This is a genomic window from Paracoccus aerius, from assembly GCF_014656455.1.
GTDB classification, from domain to species: domain Bacteria; phylum Pseudomonadota; class Alphaproteobacteria; order Rhodobacterales; family Rhodobacteraceae; genus Paracoccus; species Paracoccus aerius.
The window spans coordinates 113,477-132,406 of record NZ_BNCL01000003.1 but is presented as its reverse complement, the minus strand read 5'-3'; the positions used below and the strand labels follow the sequence as shown (position 1 = coordinate 132,406).

The following is an 18,930-nucleotide window of genomic DNA, read 5'->3' as shown; positions in this document are numbered from 1 at the left end:
TTGCCTTGCGGCACGGCGGGTGTCACCATCCTGACATGATGAATGCCGGCCCGCCGTTTCAAGCCGATCCCGATCGCGTCGTCTTTGACCGTGCGGAACTGTCGCTGATCCTGTCGGTCTATGGCCGCTTCGTCGCGGCGGGCGAATGGCGCGACTATGCCATGTCCTTCCTGCGCGACGCGGCCGTCTTCAGCGTCTTCCGCCGCGCGACCGAACACCCGCTTTACCGGATCGAGAAGCGCCCCCGCCTGCGCGCGGCCCAGGGCGCCTATTCCGTGATCGGCATGGACGGGCGGATCCTGAAGCGCGGGCATGACCTGGCCCAGGTTCTGCGGGTGCTGGACAAGGCGCTGATCCGGTCGGTGGACTAGGTTCCGCGCGGCTTGGCCCGCGTGGTGGGATCGGCCTCTCGCGGGTCCTCGGGCCAGGGGTGTCGGGGATAGCGGCCGCGCATGTCCTTTCTGACATCGGCATAGGATGACGCCCAGAAACCCGGCAGGTCCGTCGTCACCTGCACGGGCTTGCCGCCCGGCGACAGCAGGCTGATTCGCAAGGGCCGCCCGCCCACGACCGGGTGGCGCGTCACGCCGAACAATTCCTGCAGGCGCAGCTCGATCGAGGGCTGTTCGTGGTCATAGTCGATCGGCACCTTGCGGCCTAGGGGCGTGACGAAATGCGCCGGAACCTCGCGGTCCAGCCGCTGCTGGCCGTCCCAGCCGATGCGCGCCTTCAGGGGCTCGACCAGATCCAGCCCGCGCAGATCAGCCAGTGTCCTCGCCCCGCCCAGCAAGGGCAGCAGCCAGTCCGCGTCGGCCAGAAGGCTTGCATCGTCCACCGGCCCCAGATCCGGCAACAGCGCGATCCGCGCCCGCAACCGTGCCGCAGCCTGCGTCCAGGTCAGCCCGTCCAGCCGCAGCCCTTCCAGGGCGGCCCGGGCGACAGCTTCTTCCGGGACTTCGGGCCAGGCCCGATCCGACAGGACCAAGGCTCCCAGTCGTTCCTGCACCCGAGCCAGCACGCGCCCCTCGCGCCGCGACCATTCGCAGATCCCGGCCGCTTCGATCCTGTCGCCATGCAAGTCGCGCAGGCTGGACTCATCCAGCCGTGCCGCCATGCGGATGCGGGCTTCGCGTCCGTCACCGTCCAGATCGACGGCCACGATCAGCCGCTGCGCGGCCATCGGGTCGCTCCCCTCCATCACCGCACCCTTGCCGCCCGACAGCACGAAGCGCGGCTCGTCCCCCTTGCGGCGCAGACCGATCCGATCGGGATAGGCCAGCGAGACGATGCCGCCCAGTTCTTCTTCACGCAGATATCCCGGGGGGACCGAGGGGCTGGCCCCCCGGCCGTCGCGGGACGCAACCAGCCGCCGCAGCCGCGCAGCCTCGTCGCGGATCTGCTGGACGACTGCCCGGTTCGCCTCGAACGGATGACGGGCAGCAAAAGCCTTGGGATCGCGCAGCGCCGACAGCCGCAGGGACAGATCGACCGGCGCCCCCCGCAGCGGATCGCGGTTCGACAACAGCGCCGCGACATCGGCCGCATCCGGCCCCGCCAGCGTCAGCATATGCGCCAGCCGGGGATGCAGCGGCAACCGGGCCAAGGCGCGGCCGTGATCGGTGATCCGCCCCGCCGCGTCCAGGGCCTGAAGCCCCCGCAGCAATGCCCGCGCCTCGGCCAGGGCGCCTTCGGGCGGTGGCGTCAGGAAGTCCAGGTCGTCCGGCTCGGATCCCCAGGCGGCCAGTTCCAGGGCAAGGCCCGCCAGGTCGGCCACGGCAATCTCGGGCGGGGCAAAGGCGGGCAGCGCGCCTTCCTCGGCCCGCGCCCACAGGCGATAGCAGATGCCTGGCGCCACGCGGCCCGCGCGGCCCCGGCGCTGCTCGGCCTCGGCCCGGCTGACGCGTTCCGTCACCAGCCGCGACATCCCCGACCCCGGATCGAAGCGCGCCCGCCGCGCCCGGCCCGCATCGACCACCACACGCACCGCCGGGATGGTCAGCGAGGTTTCGGCGATCGCCGTCGCCAGCACGATCCGGCGCCGCGCGCCGGGGGGCGACAGGGCCGCCCGCTGCTCGGCAGGCTTCAGCGCACCGTAAAGCGGCAACACCTCGCACCCGTCACCAAGCTGCGCCATGACGCGGCGGATCTCTCCCTCGCCGGGCAGGAAGGCCAGGATCGTGCCTCCGGTCTCGCGCGTTTCGGCTTCGGCTTGCGCAATCAACCGCGCGGCTTCGTCGACCAGCCGCGCGCCGGCAGGCAGCGGGCGGGGCAGCCAGCGGGTCTCGACCGGAAAGGCACGGCCTTCGGACCGGATCACCGGGGCGTCGTCCAGAAGGGCGGCAACAGGTTCGGCCTCCAGCGTGGCGGACATGACCAGCACCGCCAGATCCTCGCGCAGGGCACCCTTCGCCTCCCACACCAGGGCCAGGCCCAGGTCCGCGTTCAGGTTGCGTTCGTGGAATTCGTCGAAGATCACGCAGCCGATGCCGTCCAGCGAGGGGTCGGACTGGATCATCCGCGTCAGGATCCCCTCGGTCACCACCTCGATCCGGCTGCCCGGCACCGATTCGCCGCGCATCCGGTAACCGACGCGCGTGCCCACGGCCTCGCCCAACTGTTCCGCCAGCCGCTCGGCCGCGGCCCGTGCGGCCAGCCGCCGCGGCTCCAGCATCACGATCCTGCCCGCGACCCGGTCCAGCAGCGCCAGCGGCACGCGCGTGGTCTTGCCCGCGCCGGGCGGGGCCACAAGCACCGCCCGGCCATGCGCGGCAAGCGCATCGCACAGCGGGGCAAGAACATCGTCGATAGGCAACCGATCGGGCATGGCCGCGTTATGTCGCAACGGCGGGCCAAGCGGAACCCCGGCCCGCCGCCCTATTCAAACCCCATCCCGGAGCCTATCTTCCGGAAAAGACGGCAAGACACAGGCAGGCGGAATGGGTATCGGCAGCACATTGATGGCAGGCATCGGCCTGGGCGATCCGGTGATCCGGCTGGGGGTCACGGGCCTGTCGCGGGCGGGCAAGACCGTGTTCATCACGTCGCTGGTCGCCAACCTGATGGACCGGGGGCGGATGCATTCGCTGCGCGCCGCAGCCGACGGCAGCATCAAGGCGGCCTGGCTGCAACCCCAGCCCGACGACACCGTGCCCCGCTTTGACTTCGAACGCCACCTGGCGGCCCTCACCGGCGCAGCCCCCCATTGGCCCGAAGGCACGCGCCATGTCAGCCAGTTGCGCCTGTCTCTGCGGCTGGACGGCAAGGGCCTGCTGGGGGGTCTGACCGGCCCGCGCACCGTGCATCTGGACATCGTCGATTATCCTGGCGAATGGCTTCTGGACCTGCGCCTGATGGAGCGGGACTTTTCGGAATGGTCGGCCGAGGTTCTGGACCGCATGGAAGGCCGCCCCGGCGCCGACGATTATCAGGCGGCCCTGGCCGGCCTTGACGGCGACAGCTTCGACGAACCGACGGCCCAGATGCTGGCCGCGACCTATACCGCCCATCTTCACGCCGCGCGCGAGGCAGGCTGGTCCGACTGCACCCCCGGCCGGTTCCTGATCCCCGGAGAGATGGAGGGATCGCCCGCGCTGACCTTCGCGCCCCTGCCCGCCTCTTTCGCGGACGGGCGGCTGCACAAGGAATTCCGCCGCCGCTTCGACGCCTACAAGTCACGGGTGGTGAAGCCCTTCTTCCGCGAACATTTCGCCCGCATCGACCGGCAGGTGGTGCTGGTGGATGTCTTGGGCGCCATCCACCAGGGCCCCCGCGCGGTCGAGGACATGCGCCGTGCCATGGCCGATATCCTGACCGCCTTCCGCCCCGGCCGCGCGGGCTGGCTGTCCCAGCTTCTGGGCACGCGGCGGGTGGAACGCATCCTGTTCGCCGCCACCAAGGCCGACCACCTGCACCACATCCAGCATAACCGCCTGACCGCGATCCTGTCCGCCATGCTGCGAGAAGCGCGCGACCGCGCCGACTTCAGCGGCGCCCGGACCGAGGCCATGTCCATCGCCGCCCTGCGCGCCACGACCGAGGACACGATCCGCCAGAACGGCGAGGAACTGCCCGCCGTGCGCGGCCGGCTGATGGACGGGCGTCAGGCGGCCTTCTATCCGGGCGAGCTTCCCGCCGACCCCGCCGCCCTGCTGCATCCGGCCCGCGACGGGGCGCAGGACTGGCTGGACGGCGATTACGCGATCATGAACTTCGCCCCCGCCCCCATGACCGCGCGGCCCGGCGACGGGCCCCCGCATATCCGGCTGGACCGCGCCGCAGACTTCCTGATCGGAGACCGGCTGTGAGCGATAGCCCCCGCACCCGTGGCCCCGTCCTGATCGAACTGGACGCGCCCAAGCCCGCAGAAGCCCGCTCTGCCCCGGCCGAGGAAACCCGGCCCGAGGCGCTGAACCCCGCCGATGCCCCGCCCATCGACGCGGCCGATCCGCTGCTGCCCCGCCCCCGCACGATGGAGATGGTGACGCGCCTTGTCGGGCGCCCCCCGTCGAAGCTGACGCGCTTCTTCATCAATTCGGGCGTGGCGCTGTTCACCTTTCTTCTGTCCATCGCCGCGCTGAACTTCATCAACGACCTTCTGAACCGCTATCCGGTGCTGGGCTGGATCGGGGTGGCGCTGTTCGCGCTGTTCACGCTGGCCGCGCTTGGCATGGCCTGGCGCGAATACCGGGCCTGGGCGCGGTTCGCGCGCATCGACGCGATCCAGCGGCGGGCGGGCGCGGCGCTTGCCGACGACAGCATGGACAAGGCCCGCGCCGTGGCCGACGACCTTCTGGCGCTGTATCGCGACCGGCCGGAAATGGAGTGGAACCGCAAGCGCCTTTCAGACAATCGCGGCGATGTCTTCGACGCGCGCACCTTGCTGACCATGGCGGAAACGGAACTGCTGGCCAGTCTTGACCAGGACGCGCGGCGAGAGATCGAGGCCGCGGCCCGCACGGTCGCCACCGCCACCGCGCTGATCCCGCTGGCCCTGGCCGATGTTGCCGCCGCCCTTGCCGCGAACCTGCGGATGATTCGCCGCATGGCCGAGATCTATGGAGGCCGCGCCGGCGCTGTCGGCGGCTGGCGTCTGGCGCGAACGGTCATGACCCACCTGGTCGCCACCGGCGCTGTCGCGGCGGGCGACGATCTGATCGAAACGGTAGCCGGGGGCGGGATTCTGTCCAAGGTTTCCCGCCGCTTTGGAGAGGGCGTGGTCAACGGCGCCCTGACCGCCCGCGTCGGCATCGCCGCGATGGAGGTCTGCCGCCCCCTGCCTTTCCTGGCCCAGCCGCGTCCCAAGGTCGGCAACCTGGTGACGCGGGGCTTGCGCGGTCTGTTCGGATCGGACGAACGCAGCTAGAACCTGTCCTGCAAGCGGGGGACAGCGGATGGCGTTCTTTCTGGGAATCGACGGCGGCGGCACCGGATGCCGCGCGGCCATGGCGGATGCGGATGGCCGGATCATCGGCCAGGGGCGGGGCGGTCCGGCCAATATCAACACAGATGTCGAAGGCGCTGCGGTGAATATCCTTGCCGCGACGGCCGAAGCCCTGGAAGGCACCGGCGCCGATCCCCGCGACCTGATTGCGACCCTTGGCCTTGCCGGCGGCACGATGGCGGCTGCGACCGAGCGGCTGGCGGGGCTGCTGCCCTTTGCCCGGATGCAGATCGTCAACGACGCGGTGACGGCGGCGCGGGGGGCGCTTGGCGCGGGCGACGGCATCCTGGCCGCGATCGGCACCGGATCGGTCTTTGCCGTGCAGCGCGGCGGCGATCTGCGGCAGGTCGGCGGGCGCGGTTTCCTGATGGGCGATGAAGGATCCGGCGCGGTGCTGGGCCGCTCGCTTCTGTCGCTGGCGATCCGGGCCGAGGACGGCTTTGCCCCCATGACCCCCCTGCTGCAACAGGTGCTCGAGGAGTTCGGAGGGATCGAGGGGATCATCCGCTTTGGCAACAGCGCAGCCCCCGCCGACTTTGCCCGGCTGGCCCCGCGCATCGTCACCGGCGACGACCCTGCGGCGCGGCAGGTCTTCGATGCCGCGGTGGCCGAGGTCCGCCACATCCTGACCGTGCTGCAGGGGGATGCGCCGCTGCCGGTGGTCTTCCTGGGCGGACTTGGCCCGGCCTATGCGGCGCGGCTGACGCAATGGCCCCAGCGGCCGGCGCTTGGGTCGGGGGTGGACGGCGCGCTGCTGATGGCGCGGCAGATGGCCGGGGCGGCATAAGCGCCCCGGCGTCGCCTGCGAACCATCTGGATCGCAGGCTGGCCGTTACTCGGGAATGACGCGCACCGCGCCGCGCGCGGCACTGGTGGTCAGTGCGGCATAGGCTTTCAGCGCGGTGGACACCTGACGCTGGCGCGGCTTGGCGGGCTTCCAGCCCTCGGCGTCGCGTTTCGCGCGGCGTGCGGCCAGGGTCGCGTCGTCGACGTCCAGGTGGATCACCCGGTTCGGAATGTCGATCACGATCCGGTCGCCCTGTTCCACCAGGCCGATGGTGCCGCCCTCGGCCGCCTCGGGCGAGACATGGCCGATCGACAGCCCCGACGAGCCGCCCGAGAAGCGGCCATCCGTCACCAGGGCGCAGGCCTTCCCCAGCCCCTTCGATTTCAGATAGCTGGTCGGATACAGCATTTCCTGCATCCCCGGCCCGCCGCGCGGTCCTTCATAGCGGATCAGGACGACCTCTCCCGGCTTGACCTTGCCGGTCAGGATGGCGCTGACACTATCGTCCTGGCTTTCAAAGATGTGGGCCGGGCCCTCGAACTTCAGGATGGATTCGTCCACGCCCGCCGTCTTCACGATGCAGCCGTCCTCGGCCAGATTGCCATAAAGCACCGCCAAGCCGCCATCCTGCGAAAAGGCGTGCTCGGCCGCGCGGATCACGCCCCCCTTGCGGTCGGTATCGACCGAATCATAGCGGCGTTCCTGCGAAAAGGCGACCTGCGTGGGCACCCCACCCGGCGCCGCGCGATAGAAGTCGTGGACCGTGGCCGCGTCGGTGCGCACCACGTCCCAGCGGTCCAGCGCCTCGGCCAGCGACCCGGCATGGACGCTGCCCGCGTCGGTATGCAGCAGGCCCGCGCGGTCCAGCTCGCCCAGGATGCCCATGATGCCGCCCGCGCGGTGGACATCCTCCATATGCACGTCGTCCTTGGCGGGCGCGACCTTGCACAGCACCGGCACGCGCCGCGACAGGCGGTCGATATCGGACATGGTGAAGTCGATGCCGCCTTCATGGGCTGCGGCCAGCAGGTGCAGCACCGTGTTGGTGGACCCGCCCATGGCGATGTCCAGCGTCATCGCGTTCTCAAATGCCTCGAAGCTGGCGATGGAACGCGGCAGGACGGAGGCATCGTCGCCTTCGTAGTAACGGCGGGCAAGGTCCACGATCAGATGGCCCGCCTCGACGAACAGGCGCTTGCGGTCGGCATGGGTCGCGAGCGTCGATCCGTTGCCCGGCAGAGCCAGGCCAAGCGCCTCGGTCAGGCAGTTCATCGAATTGGCGGTGAACATCCCCGAGCATGACCCACAGGTCGGGCAGGCCGAGCGTTCGATGACCTCGACCTCGGCATCCGAGACGCGGTCGTCGGCGGCGGCGACCATGGCATCGACCAGATCCAGCGCCTTGACCTTGCCGTCTTCCAGCACGACCTTGCCGGCCTCCATCGGGCCGCCGGACACGAAGACGACGGGGATGTTCAGCCGCAGCGCGGCCATCAGCATCCCCGGCGTGATCTTGTCGCAATTGCTGATGCAGACCATGGCGTCGGCGCAATGGGCGTTGACCATGTATTCCACGCTGTCCGCGATGATCTCGCGCGAGGGCAAGGAATACAGCATCCCGTCATGGCCCATGGCGATGCCGTCATCGACCGCGATGGTGTTGAATTCCTTGGCGATGCCACCCGCCGCCTCGACCTCGCGCGCGACAAGCTGGCCCAGGTCCTTCAGGTGGACATGGCCCGGCACGAACTGGGTGAAGCTGTTGACGATGGCGATGATCGGCTTGCCGAAGTCGCTGTCCTTCACCCCCGTGGCCCGCCACAGGCCGCGCGCGCCCGCCATGTTGCGGCCGTGGGTGGTGGTGCGGGAACGATAGGCGGGCATGGCGAAGACTCCTTTGGATGGCGAGGAGGTTTAACATCCTTGGCAACGGAAGGAAATTGCCGAATGCGTGCGTTTTGGGATCGTTTACGCCCTTATGAGGCCAATTTCATCGTGATGATGCCGGCGAGGATCAGGGCGGCGGCCGTGACGCGGGCGGGCGTGGCCGGTTCGCCGAACAGCACGATGCCCAGAAGAAAGGCGCCGACCGCGCCGATGCCCACCCAGACGGTGTAAGAGGTGCCCAGCGGCAGCGTCCGCATCGCCACCGCCAGCAGCCAGAAGGACGCGACCATGCCGACAACCATGACGGCCGTGGGCAAGGGGCGCGTGAAGCCCGCGGATTGCTTCATCGCGACGGCCCAGACGATTTCCAGAAGACCGGCGAGAACAAGATAGAACCAGGCCATGACGAACCTCTTGCTGGCCGGGCCGTCCCGGCATGATCGCCCGTCAGGGGGAGGTCGTCCTCTGGCACCCTAGATACGGGTGCGGGCGCGGTGGATCAAGGTTGCAGTCGGTCGACCCGGGCGTTTTCGACAAGCTGGGTCTTGGCGCCCAGCAGGCGCTCTGCCAGAAGCTTGGCACCCGAGATCAGCAGGTTGCTGCCGTCCCACAACTCGGCCGAAACGGGCCGGACGGTGATGACACGCAGGTCGGGATTGTCGGGCGACTTGAAAAACGTCTCGTCGCTGAAGCGCCAGACATCGCGGGCCTTTTCCGGATCGTGGCGGGCCTCGGCCATGCCGTTGATCACGACGTAATCATTCGCGCGTTCATCCGAAAAGGCCAGCGAGACATGGGCATTCGCCTCGATCTGGTCCAGCTTGCAGCCCTTGCTGTCGGACAGGACGTAGATCGCGCCTTCGTCGCGCCGAACGCGGGCATAGACGGGGCGGACACGCTGGCCGTCGCCATCGCGGGTCACGAACATGCAGGGGTCCAGCTTGTCGGCAATGGTCCAGATGCGGTCGATCACGTCGCTGTCGGACATTGGAGCCTCCGGTCAGGGTTCTGCGGTCAGGGCGAACGCTGCAATGCGCGGCAGCGTTCCCCGTCAGCGCATCCCCAGACCGGCCCGCATCATCAGCCGCCGCACCGGGGCAATGCCGTATAGCCCCCCAAGCGCCGCCGCGCGCAGGTCGCGCAGCGGGCGGATGCCGGTCTGGCTTGCACGGTTCAGCGCGTCGATGCCCAGCAGCCGGGCATAGGCCTCGGGTCGGCGGGCGCGGTCGTAGGCCGCAAGGCCGTCGGGATGGCCCGGCTCGTCCCCCGACAGGTCAAGAAGGGCCGACAGGTCCGCAAGGCTCATGTTCAGCCCCTGCGCGCCGATGGGCGGGACGACATGGGCGGCCTCGGCGATCAGGGCTGTGCGGGGGCCGGTGAAGCGATGGGCGATCTGGCTGATGATCGGCCATTGGGTCAGGCGCGTGGCCAGCGTCAGATGGCCCAGCACGCCAGCGGACCGGGCGTTCAGTTCCGCCTCGAATGCGTCTGGCGACAAGGCGGCAAGGCGGGCGACCTCGCCTCCGCTTTCCATCCAGACCACCGCCGAACAGGGCTTGCCGTCACGGTCGGGCAGCGGGACCAACGTGAAGGGCCCGCCGGATCGGTGAACCTCGGTCGAGACATTGTGGTGGGGCACCTCATGCGTGACGGCGAATGCCAGGGCCTTCTGGCCATAGCGGAAGGTCCGCACGCCGATGCCAAGCGCCTGCCGGACCGGCGAATTGCGCCCGTCCGCGCCGACCAGAAGCCGGGCGCGGATGCGCCGCCCGTCTGACAGGGTCACGATGGCGCCTTCGTCGCGGGTCACGACGCCGGCCGTGCCGGTGCCGGGCTGGAAGCGGACATTGTCCATCTCGGCCAGGCGGGCGGACATCTCTCGCCGCAGGAGCCAGTTGGGCAGGTTCCAGCCAAAGGGCTGGTCGCCGATCTCGGAGGCGTCGAAGTCGCGGATCAGGCGCGCCACAGGCTGGGCGCCGCCCGCATCGACGATCCGCATCACCTGAAGGGGCGTGGCATGGGGCGCCAGCCTGTCCCACAGACCGATCCGCCGCAAAAGCGCGACCGAGGGCGTCAGGAAGGCCGTGGTGCGCAGATCGGCGCCGTCGGCCCCTTCATCCGTCACCGGCGGGGCGGGATCGACGCAACGGACCGAAAATCCCTGCGCCCCGAAGGCGGCTGCCGCGACCAGCCCGGCAATGCCGCCGCCTGACACAAGGACGTCGGTCTGATGAGTTTCGCCTGCGATCATATGCCGCGCCTAGTTGCCGGCCGTGAACAGCAGCATCACGGCGAAAACGACCACCGTCAGCAGCAGCCCCAGCAGGCCCAGCACCGGCAGGCCGAAGGTGGCGACGGCCAGGACGGCGATCGCGACCACCACCAGAAGCAGGGCAAGGACCAGAAAAGTCAGGCGATTTCCGCCATTGTCGGCTGTATGGGTCATGACAAACCTATGGGTTGGCGCGCGTCCTGCCGGATTGTGGCGCAATCAGCGGCCCGGGGCAATCTGGCGCAGGAAACCCGTCAGGTCGTGGATGTGGAGATCCACATGGGCGGGCACCGCGCCCGGCATCGGATCCGGCCCGTGCCGCCCCGGTCCGACCAGGATCGTGCGCATCCCCAGCTCATGGGGAACGGCAAGATTGCGGGGGTCATCCTCGAAAAACGCGGCGCGGGTGGGGTCGATCCCCGCAAGGCCGATCACGGCCTCGAAGGCCTCGCGCATGGGCTTGGGGTGGAAATGGGTTTCGGCGATGCCATAGATCGCCTCGAAGAGGGGCGCGGGCACGTCGTCATCGACCACGCCTAATCCCCGCGCGCGCAGCACCTTCACCGCATAGGCGGCATCGGCATTGGTGTGGACCAGCTTGCGGCCCGGCAGCGCGGCAATGGCCGCAGCCAGGTCGGGGGCGGGCAGCAGGGGCGCGAAGTCGATGTCGTGGACATCGTCCAGATAGGCCACCGGATCGATGGCATGTTCGGCCATCAGCCCCGCCAGCGTGGTCCCGTGCCGCATCCACCAGTCGCGCCGCATCTGGTCGGCGGCATCGCGTTCGACTGCCAGCGTGCGCATGACGTAATCCGTCATCCGCGACTCGATCTGCGGGAACAGCGCCATTTCCGGCGGGTAGAGCGTGTTGTCCAGATCGAAGATCCAGGTGTCGACATGCGCGAAGTCCATGGCTGCCGGATAAACCGGCAAGGCCGTGCTTGCAATCGGCTGCGGCGCGGCCAATCGTGGCCGCCATGAAGGACGCATATTCCCTGATCCTGGCCGCGATCGAAGCCGGCACCTATCGCCCCGGCGACCGGCTGGTCGAATCGGAACTGGCCGAACGGTTCGGCGTCAGCCGCACCCCCGTGCGCGAGGCGCTGCAACGCCTGGAAACCCAGGCCATGCTGGTGCGCGACGGGCGCAGCCTGATCATCGCATCGCTGGACCACAACCAGCTGGCCGAGCTTTACACGGTGCGCGCCGAACTGGAGGCCCTGGCCGCCCGCCTGGCCGCCCGCCATGCCACGCCCGAGGAAGTGCGCGTGCTGGCCCAGATGGTCGAGGACGACCAGAAGGCCGTGCGCGACCCCGAAGCGCTTGCCCGCGCCAACAAGCGCTTCCACCACCAGATCCACTTGGCGTCCCACAACCGCTATCTGGTCCAGCAGCTTGACCTTGTGCATCGGTCGATGGCGCTGATGGCACGCACCTCGCTGGCCGCCGAAGGACGCAGCGAAACCGCCCTGGCCGAGCACAGGCGGATCGTCGAGGCGATCGCGGCGGGCGATGGGACGGCGGCGGACAAGGCCTTGAGGCAGCATATCTCCATGGCCTGGGAAACGCGGTTGAAGCTGGAAGCCGCAGTGGACCGTGACTGAGGCGGCACGCCTGATCCGCAGCCAGGCCGACCTCGAGGAAGGCGCGGCCTGGCTGGCTGCGGCCTGCCCTGTCTGGGCACGCGTCCTGCCCGGCCTTGGCCCCCTGCCCTTGCTGCGGCGAGAGGACGGATTTGCCGCCTTGGCCGATGCGGTGGTGGGGCAGTTGATCTCGATCACGGCGGCGGCGGCGATCTCGGGGCGGCTAGGGGCGGCGGGGCTGATGACGCCCGAGGCCATGGCCGCCGCGCCGGAGGACAGGCTGCGCGCGATGGGCCTGTCGCGGCCCAAGATCCGCTGCCTGAAGGGCATCGCGGCTGCAGGTCTGGACTGGGACGGCTTGCGCGGCCTGGACGACGACACCGCGCGAGCCACCCTGACCGCCCTGCCCGGCATCGGCGCCTGGACGGCCGAGATCTATCTGATGATGGCGCTTGGTCGGGCCGATGTCCTGGCCGCGGGCGATCTGGCCCTGCAGGAAGGCGCGCGGCTGATGTATGGGCTGGACAACCGCCCGACCGCCGCCAGGTTGCGCCGCATGGCCGAGCCCTGGCAGCCCTGGCGCGCGGTTGCAGCGCGGGGGCTGTGGGCCTATTACCTGAAGGCCAAAGGCCGCGAGGGACTGACATGACCGTTCTGAAATCTGCCCGCAAGGGTCCTGCCAAGGCCGATGCGGTTGTCGTGTTCCTGCACGGCTATGGCGCGGACGGGGCCGACCTGCTGGGCCTGGCCGATCCCCTGTCGGCGCATCTGCCGGGCGTGGCCTTCCATGCCCCAGACGCGCCGGAACGCAGCATCAACAATCCCTTCGGCTTCCAGTGGTTTCCGATCCCCTGGCTCGACGGCTCGACCGAGGCGCAGGCCCGGGAATCGATGGGCCGGTCGATCGGGCTGCTGGACGCCTGGCTCGACAAGGTGCTGGCCGACGAGGGGCTGACGGCGGACCGGATGGTCGTCGTGGGCTTTTCGCAGGGCACGATGATGGCGCTGCATGTGCTGCCGCGTCGCGACAAGCCGGTTGCAGGCATCATCGGCTTTTCCGGCCGGCTGCTGGCGCCCGAGCTGCTGGCGACCGAGGCCAGGGTCAAGCCGCCGGTCCTGCTGCTGCATGGCGACCAAGACCAGATGGTGCCCTTCCAGGACATGCAACTGGCCGGCGAGGCCTTGGAGGCAGCGGGCTTTACCGTCTATGGCCATGTGATGAAGGGCACCGGCCACGGCATTTCCCCGGACGGGCTGTCGGTGGCGCTGAGTTTCGTGAAGGACCGGCTGGGCAAGTAGCCGGCGGCCGAGGGTTTCACATCCCCGGACCTCCACGGGATATTTCAGCACAGAAGCTGAGGCCGGTCAGCCCCAGATCGCCGGGTCGGCCAGTTCGATCGAGTTGCCTGCGGGATCGCGCACATAGATCGACCGTGCGCCGTTGGGCCAATGGAAGTCGGCCTCGATCGGAATGCCTTTCGCGATCAGGTGGGTGCGCCAGGGTTCCAGTTGCTCGGGGGCCACGGCAAGGCAGAAATGGCCAGGGCCGTGCGCGCCATGCGGGGGGACCGGCAGGCGGGCATCGGGCCGCGGCGGCTGCCCGGTTGCGGCGGGGTTGAAGACCAGCAGGACCTGCCCCGGCGCCACCCGGAAAAAGACATGCCGCCCCGGCACGGTCTGGAACGGATCAAGTCCCATCACGTCGCGCCAGAAGCGGGTCGCAGCCTCAAGATCCTCGGCGTAGAGCGCCGATTCCAGCGTGCCTTGGACGGGGGGCGCAGAGCGGGTCATGGGGTCAGCCTGCCAGTTCGCCGGGCAGCGGGCAAGCCGCCGTCATGCCAGCGTCACGGGCCGGGGCTATGCAGGCCCCAGGCGGACAGATTGGGGGCTTGCCAGATCCCCGACGCGATATATAGTCGGTTTGAAGGATCTGACGGGCGCCCCCGACCACCCCGCGGGGGAGACGGGAAGGCTTATGCTTGACGACCGACACCAGACGGATTTCCGAACCCAGTTCGTGCGCGAGCCCGCAAGCCTGCGCCATTATCCCGCGCTTGTGCTGAACGCGGATTATCGGCCACTGTCCTATTACCCCCTGTCGCTCTGGCCCTGGCAAGAGGCGATCAAGGCGGCTTTCCTGGACCGCGTGGACATCATCGCCGAATATGACCAGGTGGTGCGAAGTCAGCGACAAGCGTTCCGGCTGCCCTCGGTCGTTGTTCTAAAGGACTATGTAAAACCCCAGAAGCGCGTGGCATTCACGCGCTTCAATCTTTTTCTGCGGGACGAGTTCTGCTGCCAGTATTGCGGGGCCAAGGGAGACTTGACCTTCGACCATGTCGTGCCCCGGTCGCGCGGCGGGGTGACAAGCTGGGACAATGTCGTGGCCGCCTGTTCGCCCTGCAACCTGCGCAAGGCCAACCGCAGCCTGCGCCATTCGGGAATGAGCCTGCGCCGCAAGCCCCGTCAGCCCACCCCCGAGGAAATGCACGCGGCAGGCCGGCGCTTTCCGCCGAATCACCTGCATGACAGCTGGATGGATTTCCTGTACTGGGATGCCGAGCTGGAAAGCTGACCAGTCGCCTCGCCCCAGGGTCTGGCTGACGCCTCAGGCGTCGTGGTCGTGCCTGTCGCCCTGCGCCAGATGCACCAGCACCGCCCCGGACAGCGCGATAAGCGCCAGCGCCACCAGCGGAACACCCGCAGTGAAGGATGCCCACAGTGTCAGGGCAGCGACCAGGATAACTGCGGCGATCAGGAACAGGAAATGCGGCAGGGGCATGGCGATCGTCTCCTCATCCCCAATATGGGGCGCAAGGGACCGCTTGAAAAGACGACCGTGAGAATCTGTCGCAGTTTTCCGCCGCGCCCGCCTCTCTGCCCTGCCCTGGCCTGCCGGCGTGACCGTCAGATCAGGCCCGCGTGCTCCAGCGCCGCGTCAATCTGGCGCTTCACCGGATCGGTCAGCCCCACCAGCGGCAGGCGCACCCGTTCGTCGCAAAGGCCCAGGCGAGACATCGCGTATTTCGCGCCGACCAGCCCCGGTTCCAGGAAGATGGCGATGTGCAGCGGCATCAGCCGATCCTGGTATTCCAGAGCCTTGGCGTAATCGCCCGCCAGCGTCGCCTCTTGGAATTCGGCACACAGCTTCGGCGCGACATTGGCCGTCACGCTGATGCAGCCCACGCCGCCATGGGCGTTGAAGCCAAGGGCGGTGCCATCCTCGCCAGACAGTTGCACGAAATCGGTGCCGCAGGTCATGCGCTGCTGGCTCACACGCTCCAGCTTGCCGGTGGCGTCCTTGACGCCGATGATGGTGGGCAGCTTGGCCAGTTCGCCCATGGTTTCGGGCGTCATGTCCACCACGGACCGGCCGGGAATGTTGTAGATGATGATCGGCAGGTCGGATGCCTCGGCCAGGGCGGTGAAATGGGCGATCAGACCCGCCTGGGTGGGCTTGTTGTAATAGGGCGTGACGACAAGGGCAGCGTCGGCGCCGACCTCGGCCGCGTGCCGCACCAGGCCGATGCCTTCGCGCGTGCTGTTCGACCCGGCGCCGGCGATCACCGGGATGCGGCCATTCACGGCGCGCACGACCTCCTCGATCACCAGGCGGTGTTCGTCATGGGTCAGGGTCGGGCTTTCGCCGGTGGTGCCCACGGGGACAAGGCCGTGGCTGCCTTGGTCGATGTGCCAGTCGACCAGCTTCTTCAGCGTGTCCAGATCCAGTTCGCCGTCCGGGGTGAACGGCGTGACCAGTGCGGGCAGGGATCCCTTGAACATGACACGCTTCCTTGCAGGTTTGGTTTGCCGGCCTGATTAACGGGGCGGGCGGAACTTGCCAAGGTTGTGAATTGCGTCGGGCGCATGGGGCGGCGACACAAGGCGGGTGATGCGACTTCTGCGCGACATGATTGCAGCCGGGCTTCTGGTCCTTGCCACCCTTGCCCCCGCCCGGGCCGAGGATGCGGGGGCGATGGCGCTTGCCTTGTCGGCGGCGGATGCGCGCGACTGGGTGACGGCCCGCGACGCGGCGCGGCGCTCGGGACCGATGGCCGAGGCCCTGGTGGGCTGGCAGGCGATGCGCGCGGGTCACGGGCAGATCGGCGATTACATCGATTTCGTCCGCGCCTATGGCGACTGGCCAGGGCTGGCGCTGCTGCGGGAACGGGGGGACGCCAAGCTGCGCCCCGACCTGCCACCGCAGGACATCCGCGACTGGTTGGGGAACCGCCTTCCGGACACGCTGGCGGCGGAGAACGGCTACCTCGCCACGCTGGACCCGCAGGCAGCCGTGGCCGAACGCGCCCGCTTCTGGACCACCGTGCCCCTGACCGCGCCCGAGGAGACCGCCTTCCTGGCCGCGCACGAGGACGAACTGGCGCCCCTGATGACCGCGCGTGCCGTCGCGATGCTGGACCGGCAGGAATGGGCGCAGGCCGAACGCCTGCTGCCGCGCCTGCCGGAACCGGACCGTCCCCTTCTGGCCGCGCGGATTGCGTTGCAGGCGGGCCGCGCGGGCGTGGACGACCTGATCCTGGCCCTGCCCGAGCCCGCCCGGGCCGATCCCGGCCTGACAATGGACCGCTATCTGTGGCGGGTCCGCGCCAAGCAGCACGATGGCGCGCAGGCGCTGATGCTGGAGGCATCCACCAGTGCCGAGGCTTTGCGCGATCCTGCCGCCTGGGCGCAGATGCGGGTAGATTACGCCCGCCTTGCGATGCGCAACGGTGACTGGGCCCGGGCCGAGGCTTTGGCCCGGCCGCATTTCCTGCCGCCGGACAACCGCCATTACGCGGATCTGGAATGGCTGGCGGGCTTTGCCGCGCTGAAGCAGGGCGCGGCGGATCGGGCGCTTGCGCATTTCCTGCATCTGGAAACCGTGGTGGGCAGCCAGATCAGCCGGTCTCGTGCCTTCTATTGGCAGGGCCGCGCGCATGGGGCGCTTGGCGACCAGGCGGCGGCGGATGCTGCCTATGCCCAAGCGGCCGCCATGCCCGGCACCTATTACGGCCAGCTTGCCGCCGAACGGATCGGCGCGACCATGCCCGCCGATTACGCCGCCCCCGGCCCCCTGCCCGACTGGCGCGGCGCGGCCTTGGGCAACAGCACCGTCTTCCAGGCGGGACTGTGGCTGCTGGCGACCGGGCGGGCGGACGAGGCGCAGCGGTTCTTCCTGCACCTGTCGGAAACCGCCGACCCGCAGGACACGCTGCGCATGGCCCGCCTGATGGCCGAGGCCGGGATGCCCTGGCACAGCCTGCGCCTGTCCAAGCGCGCCGCCGACAAGGGCGTGATCCATCCGGGCGCGCATTTTCCCCTGACCGGGCTTCACGACAGCGACTTCGGCGTGCCGGCCGAGTTGGTGCTGTCCATCGCGCGCCAGGAATCCGAGTTCAATCCGGCCGCCCGCAGCCCGGTCGGCGCACGTGGCCTGATGCAGGTGATGCCCGGCACGGCCGAGGAAATGGCCCGCAGGATCCGCGAACCTTATGACGTGGCCCGGCTGACCCAGGACGGAGCCTATAACGCACGATTGGGGGCGGCTTATCTGGCGGGGCTGCGCGACCGCTTCGGGGCGTCGACGGCGCTGATCGCCTCGGGCTACAATGCGGGGCCGGGGCGTCCCGCCCGCTGGCTGCGCGACTTCGGCGACCTGCGCCGGGACATGGACCCGGTCGAATGGGTCGAACTGATCCCCTTTGACGAAACCCGCAACTATGTCATGCGCGTGACCGAGGCGATGCCCGTCTATCGCGCCCGCATCCTGGGCCATCCCGCGCCAATCGTCCCCACATGGGACCTGACCGGCGGCGGACTGATGCCGCCCCCGGTGGCGCGGTTGACGCTGGCCTTGTCGGCCCGTCCGGCGGGCAAGCCCTTCATCGGGCCAAGGCTGCCCGAGGGCTGGCAGCCAACCTCGATCGAGGCATCGGCCCGGTAAGCGTAGGTGATTGCACGCACGCTACGCGGCTTTGACCCTTGCGCGCCACAGGGTAAACAGCCCGGCCCCGACCACGATGACCGCGCCGATCACCACGTTCATGTGCAGCACTTCACCAAAGACCAGGACGCCGATCACGCTGACCCAGACCAGTTGCGTATAGGCGAAGGGTTGCAGGGCCGAAGCCTCGGCCAGTTCATAGGCGCGGATCAGCAGGTAGTGGGACAGGGTGCCAAGGGCGCAAAGGATCCCCAGCCAGATCCAGTCCGTCGGCGCCAGCCATTCCCAATGCCAGATTCCCAGGATCGTGCCAGTGACGGCCCCAGCGATGCCGGTCCAGAAAAAGCTGACCTGCGCAGGGTCGTCGCGCGCCACGTGCCGCGTCAGCAAGCCGTAGACCGCGAACATCAACGCCGCGGCGAAGGCCAGCAGCGCGCCCGGGTTCAACGCCGTGCTGCCCGGCTGCAGGATGATGAGGATGCCCGCGAAGCCCACGCCGATCGCGGTCCACCGGCGCCAGCCGACCCGCTCTCCCAGGATCGGGCCTGAAAGCGCCGCGACCAGCAGCGGATAAGCCGTGAAGATCGCATGGGTGCCGACCAGGCCGAGGCGCACGAAGGCCTCGATCATGATGGTGGTCTCGATCACCAGAAGGGCGCCGCGCAGGATTTGCGTTTTGGGGCGCCTTGTGCGGATCGCCCTGCGCAGTCCGCCCGGCTGGCGCGAGACCATGGCGATCACGAAGACCCCGAAGACCCAATATCGGATCATGACGATCAGCAGCGGCGGATATTCGGACCCGAGGATGCGCGAAAACGCGTCCTGACCGGCGAAGATCAGGCTGGTCGCGCACATCAGAAGGATCGCAAGCCCGGTCCGGTCGGGACTTCCGCCCAGGGCGGACGGGATCGGCGGCGCGGCCGATGCGGCCGCAGCCGAGACGGCGCAAGGCAGGCTGGTCTTCTGGTGTGGCATGGCATGTCCCCGGATCGACAACCGCCATGCGCCCCCGCTGCC

Annotated in this window: 20 protein-coding genes; 9 read left to right on the top strand and 11 right to left on the bottom strand. The window is 69.0% G+C overall.

Features of this window, described 5'->3' with window-relative positions:
* Positions 1-38: 38 nt before the first annotated feature.
* Positions 39-371, top strand: coding sequence for a DUF2794 domain-containing protein (locus tag IE224_RS04840; protein WP_167623352.1), 333 nt, complete (start codon positions 39-41; stop codon positions 369-371).
* Here the strand turns inward: IE224_RS04840 and hrpB are convergent.
* The gene (gene hrpB, locus IE224_RS04835; RefSeq protein WP_191308475.1) at positions 368-2,824 is read right to left on the bottom strand and encodes an ATP-dependent helicase HrpB; all 2,457 of its coding nucleotides are present in this window, start codon (positions 2,822-2,824) and stop codon (positions 368-370) included. The genes IE224_RS04840 and hrpB overlap by 4 nt on opposite strands.
* Positions 2,825-2,936: 112 nt before the next feature.
* On the opposite strand from hrpB, the gene IE224_RS04830 reads away from it, so the two are divergent.
* Genes IE224_RS04830 through IE224_RS04820 form a run of 3 tightly spaced genes read left to right on the top strand, consistent with a single transcriptional unit; the run spans position 2,937 to position 6,227 of the window.
* On the top strand, positions 2,937-4,304 hold the full coding sequence (locus tag IE224_RS04830; RefSeq protein ID WP_191308473.1) for a YcjX family GTP-binding protein: 1,368 nt from the start codon (positions 2,937-2,939) through the stop codon (positions 4,302-4,304).
* Complete coding sequence (locus IE224_RS04825; RefSeq protein ID WP_191308471.1) at positions 4,301-5,362, top strand: YcjF family protein; 1,062 nt, start codon at positions 4,301-4,303, stop codon at positions 5,360-5,362. The genes IE224_RS04830 and IE224_RS04825 overlap by 4 nt, the downstream gene beginning before the upstream one ends.
* Positions 5,363-5,390: 28 nt before the next feature.
* Positions 5,391-6,227: a glucosamine kinase nucleotide-binding domain-containing protein gene (locus IE224_RS04820; RefSeq protein WP_191308469.1), complete on the top strand. Its 837-nt coding sequence runs from the start codon at positions 5,391-5,393 to the stop codon at positions 6,225-6,227.
* Between the two features lie 45 nt (positions 6,228-6,272).
* On the opposite strand, the gene ilvD is transcribed toward IE224_RS04820, so the two are convergent.
* The 6 genes from ilvD to IE224_RS04790 form a co-directional block, all read right to left on the bottom strand.
* Entirely contained in the window at positions 6,273-8,111 is a 1,839-nt protein-coding gene (gene ilvD / locus IE224_RS04815) for a dihydroxy-acid dehydratase (protein WP_191308468.1), read from the bottom strand.
* A gap of 92 nt (positions 8,112-8,203) precedes the next feature.
* Complete coding sequence (locus IE224_RS04810) at positions 8,204-8,518, bottom strand: DMT family transporter (protein WP_191308466.1); 315 nt, start codon at positions 8,516-8,518, stop codon at positions 8,204-8,206.
* Positions 8,519-8,613: 95 nt separating this feature from the next.
* The gene (locus tag IE224_RS04805) at positions 8,614-9,102 is read right to left on the bottom strand and encodes a pyridoxamine 5'-phosphate oxidase family protein (RefSeq protein ID WP_191308464.1); all 489 of its coding nucleotides are present in this window, start codon (positions 9,100-9,102) and stop codon (positions 8,614-8,616) included.
* A gap of 63 nt (positions 9,103-9,165) precedes the next feature.
* Entirely contained in the window at positions 9,166-10,365 is a 1,200-nt protein-coding gene (locus IE224_RS04800) for a UbiH/UbiF family hydroxylase (protein WP_191308462.1), read from the bottom strand.
* A gap of 9 nt (positions 10,366-10,374) precedes the next feature.
* On the bottom strand, positions 10,375-10,560 hold the full coding sequence (locus tag IE224_RS04795; RefSeq protein ID WP_167621196.1) for a hypothetical protein: 186 nt from the start codon (positions 10,558-10,560) through the stop codon (positions 10,375-10,377).
* A 45-nt stretch (positions 10,561-10,605) separates the two neighbouring features.
* Complete coding sequence (locus tag IE224_RS04790) at positions 10,606-11,319, bottom strand: pyrimidine 5'-nucleotidase (RefSeq protein ID WP_308434840.1); 714 nt, start codon at positions 11,317-11,319, stop codon at positions 10,606-10,608.
* A 44-nt stretch (positions 11,320-11,363) separates the two neighbouring features.
* Here IE224_RS04790 and IE224_RS04785 point away from each other — a divergent pair, with 44 nt between their 5' ends.
* The 3 genes from IE224_RS04785 to IE224_RS04775 are packed head-to-tail and all read left to right on the top strand — an operon-like array spanning position 11,364 to position 13,268.
* Entirely contained in the window at positions 11,364-11,990 is a 627-nt protein-coding gene (locus IE224_RS04785) for a GntR family transcriptional regulator (protein ID WP_167621194.1), read from the top strand.
* Positions 11,983-12,618, top strand: coding sequence for a DNA-3-methyladenine glycosylase family protein (locus IE224_RS04780; RefSeq protein ID WP_191308461.1), 636 nt, complete (start codon positions 11,983-11,985; stop codon positions 12,616-12,618). Before IE224_RS04785 ends, IE224_RS04780 begins: the two co-directional genes overlap by 8 nt.
* Entirely contained in the window at positions 12,615-13,268 is a 654-nt protein-coding gene (locus IE224_RS04775) for an alpha/beta hydrolase (protein ID WP_191308459.1), read from the top strand. The genes IE224_RS04780 and IE224_RS04775 overlap by 4 nt, the downstream gene beginning before the upstream one ends.
* 66 nt (positions 13,269-13,334) lie before the next feature.
* Here the strand turns inward: IE224_RS04775 and IE224_RS04770 are convergent, their stop codons facing one another.
* Positions 13,335-13,760 carry a VOC family protein gene (locus IE224_RS04770; RefSeq protein ID WP_167621191.1) on the bottom strand — a complete coding sequence of 142 codons (426 nt, stop codon included), beginning with the start codon at positions 13,758-13,760 and terminating at the stop codon, positions 13,335-13,337.
* Positions 13,761-13,944: 184 nt separating this feature from the next.
* On the opposite strand from IE224_RS04770, the gene IE224_RS04765 reads away from it, so the two are divergent.
* Positions 13,945-14,544: an HNH endonuclease gene (locus IE224_RS04765; RefSeq protein WP_167621190.1), complete on the top strand. Its 600-nt coding sequence runs from the start codon at positions 13,945-13,947 to the stop codon at positions 14,542-14,544.
* 33 nt (positions 14,545-14,577) lie between these two features.
* Here IE224_RS04765 and IE224_RS04760 read toward each other — a convergent pair whose 3' ends face one another.
* Entirely contained in the window at positions 14,578-14,751 is a 174-nt protein-coding gene (locus IE224_RS04760; protein ID WP_167621189.1) for a hypothetical protein, read from the bottom strand.
* Between the two features lie 125 nt (positions 14,752-14,876).
* The gene (gene dapA / locus IE224_RS04755; protein ID WP_191308457.1) at positions 14,877-15,752 is read right to left on the bottom strand and encodes a 4-hydroxy-tetrahydrodipicolinate synthase; all 876 of its coding nucleotides are present in this window, start codon (positions 15,750-15,752) and stop codon (positions 14,877-14,879) included.
* 109 nt (positions 15,753-15,861) lie between these two features.
* Between dapA and IE224_RS04750 the strand changes: the two genes are divergently transcribed.
* Entirely contained in the window at positions 15,862-17,913 is a 2,052-nt protein-coding gene (locus IE224_RS04750) for a lytic transglycosylase domain-containing protein (protein ID WP_191308455.1), read from the top strand.
* Positions 17,914-17,934: 21 nt separating this feature from the next.
* Here the strand turns inward: IE224_RS04750 and IE224_RS04745 are convergent, their stop codons facing one another.
* On the bottom strand, positions 17,935-18,888 hold the full coding sequence (locus IE224_RS04745) for a DMT family transporter (RefSeq protein ID WP_167621186.1): 954 nt from the start codon (positions 18,886-18,888) through the stop codon (positions 17,935-17,937).
* Between the last annotated feature and the right edge of the window lie 42 nt (positions 18,889-18,930).

Coding starts and splice junctions, on each gene's coding strand:
- IE224_RS04840 (WP_167623352.1), top strand. CDS start 39: ATGAATGCCGGCCCGCCGTTTCAAGCCGATCCCGATCGCGTCGTCTTT.
- hrpB (WP_191308475.1), bottom strand. CDS start 2,824: ATGCCCGATCGGTTGCCTATCGACGATGTTCTTGCCCCGCTGTGCGAT.
- IE224_RS04830 (WP_191308473.1), top strand. CDS start 2,937: ATGGGTATCGGCAGCACATTGATGGCAGGCATCGGCCTGGGCGATCCG.
- IE224_RS04820 (WP_191308469.1), top strand. CDS start 5,391: ATGGCGTTCTTTCTGGGAATCGACGGCGGCGGCACCGGATGCCGCGCG.
- ilvD (WP_191308468.1), bottom strand. CDS start 8,111: ATGCCCGCCTATCGTTCCCGCACCACCACCCACGGCCGCAACATGGCG.
- IE224_RS04810 (WP_191308466.1), bottom strand. CDS start 8,518: ATGGCCTGGTTCTATCTTGTTCTCGCCGGTCTTCTGGAAATCGTCTGG.
- IE224_RS04805 (WP_191308464.1), bottom strand. CDS start 9,102: ATGTCCGACAGCGACGTGATCGACCGCATCTGGACCATTGCCGACAAG.
- IE224_RS04800 (WP_191308462.1), bottom strand. CDS start 10,365: ATGATCGCAGGCGAAACTCATCAGACCGACGTCCTTGTGTCAGGCGGC.
- IE224_RS04795 (WP_167621196.1), bottom strand. CDS start 10,560: ATGACCCATACAGCCGACAATGGCGGAAATCGCCTGACTTTTCTGGTC.
- IE224_RS04785 (WP_167621194.1), top strand. CDS start 11,364: ATGAAGGACGCATATTCCCTGATCCTGGCCGCGATCGAAGCCGGCACC.
- IE224_RS04775 (WP_191308459.1), top strand. CDS start 12,615: ATGACCGTTCTGAAATCTGCCCGCAAGGGTCCTGCCAAGGCCGATGCG.
- IE224_RS04770 (WP_167621191.1), bottom strand. CDS start 13,760: ATGACCCGCTCTGCGCCCCCCGTCCAAGGCACGCTGGAATCGGCGCTC.
- IE224_RS04765 (WP_167621190.1), top strand. CDS start 13,945: ATGCTTGACGACCGACACCAGACGGATTTCCGAACCCAGTTCGTGCGC.
- IE224_RS04760 (WP_167621189.1), bottom strand. CDS start 14,751: ATGCCCCTGCCGCATTTCCTGTTCCTGATCGCCGCAGTTATCCTGGTC.
- dapA (WP_191308457.1), bottom strand. CDS start 15,752: ATGTTCAAGGGATCCCTGCCCGCACTGGTCACGCCGTTCACCCCGGAC.
- IE224_RS04750 (WP_191308455.1), top strand. CDS start 15,862: ATGCGACTTCTGCGCGACATGATTGCAGCCGGGCTTCTGGTCCTTGCC.
- IE224_RS04745 (WP_167621186.1), bottom strand. CDS start 18,888: ATGCCACACCAGAAGACCAGCCTGCCTTGCGCCGTCTCGGCTGCGGCC.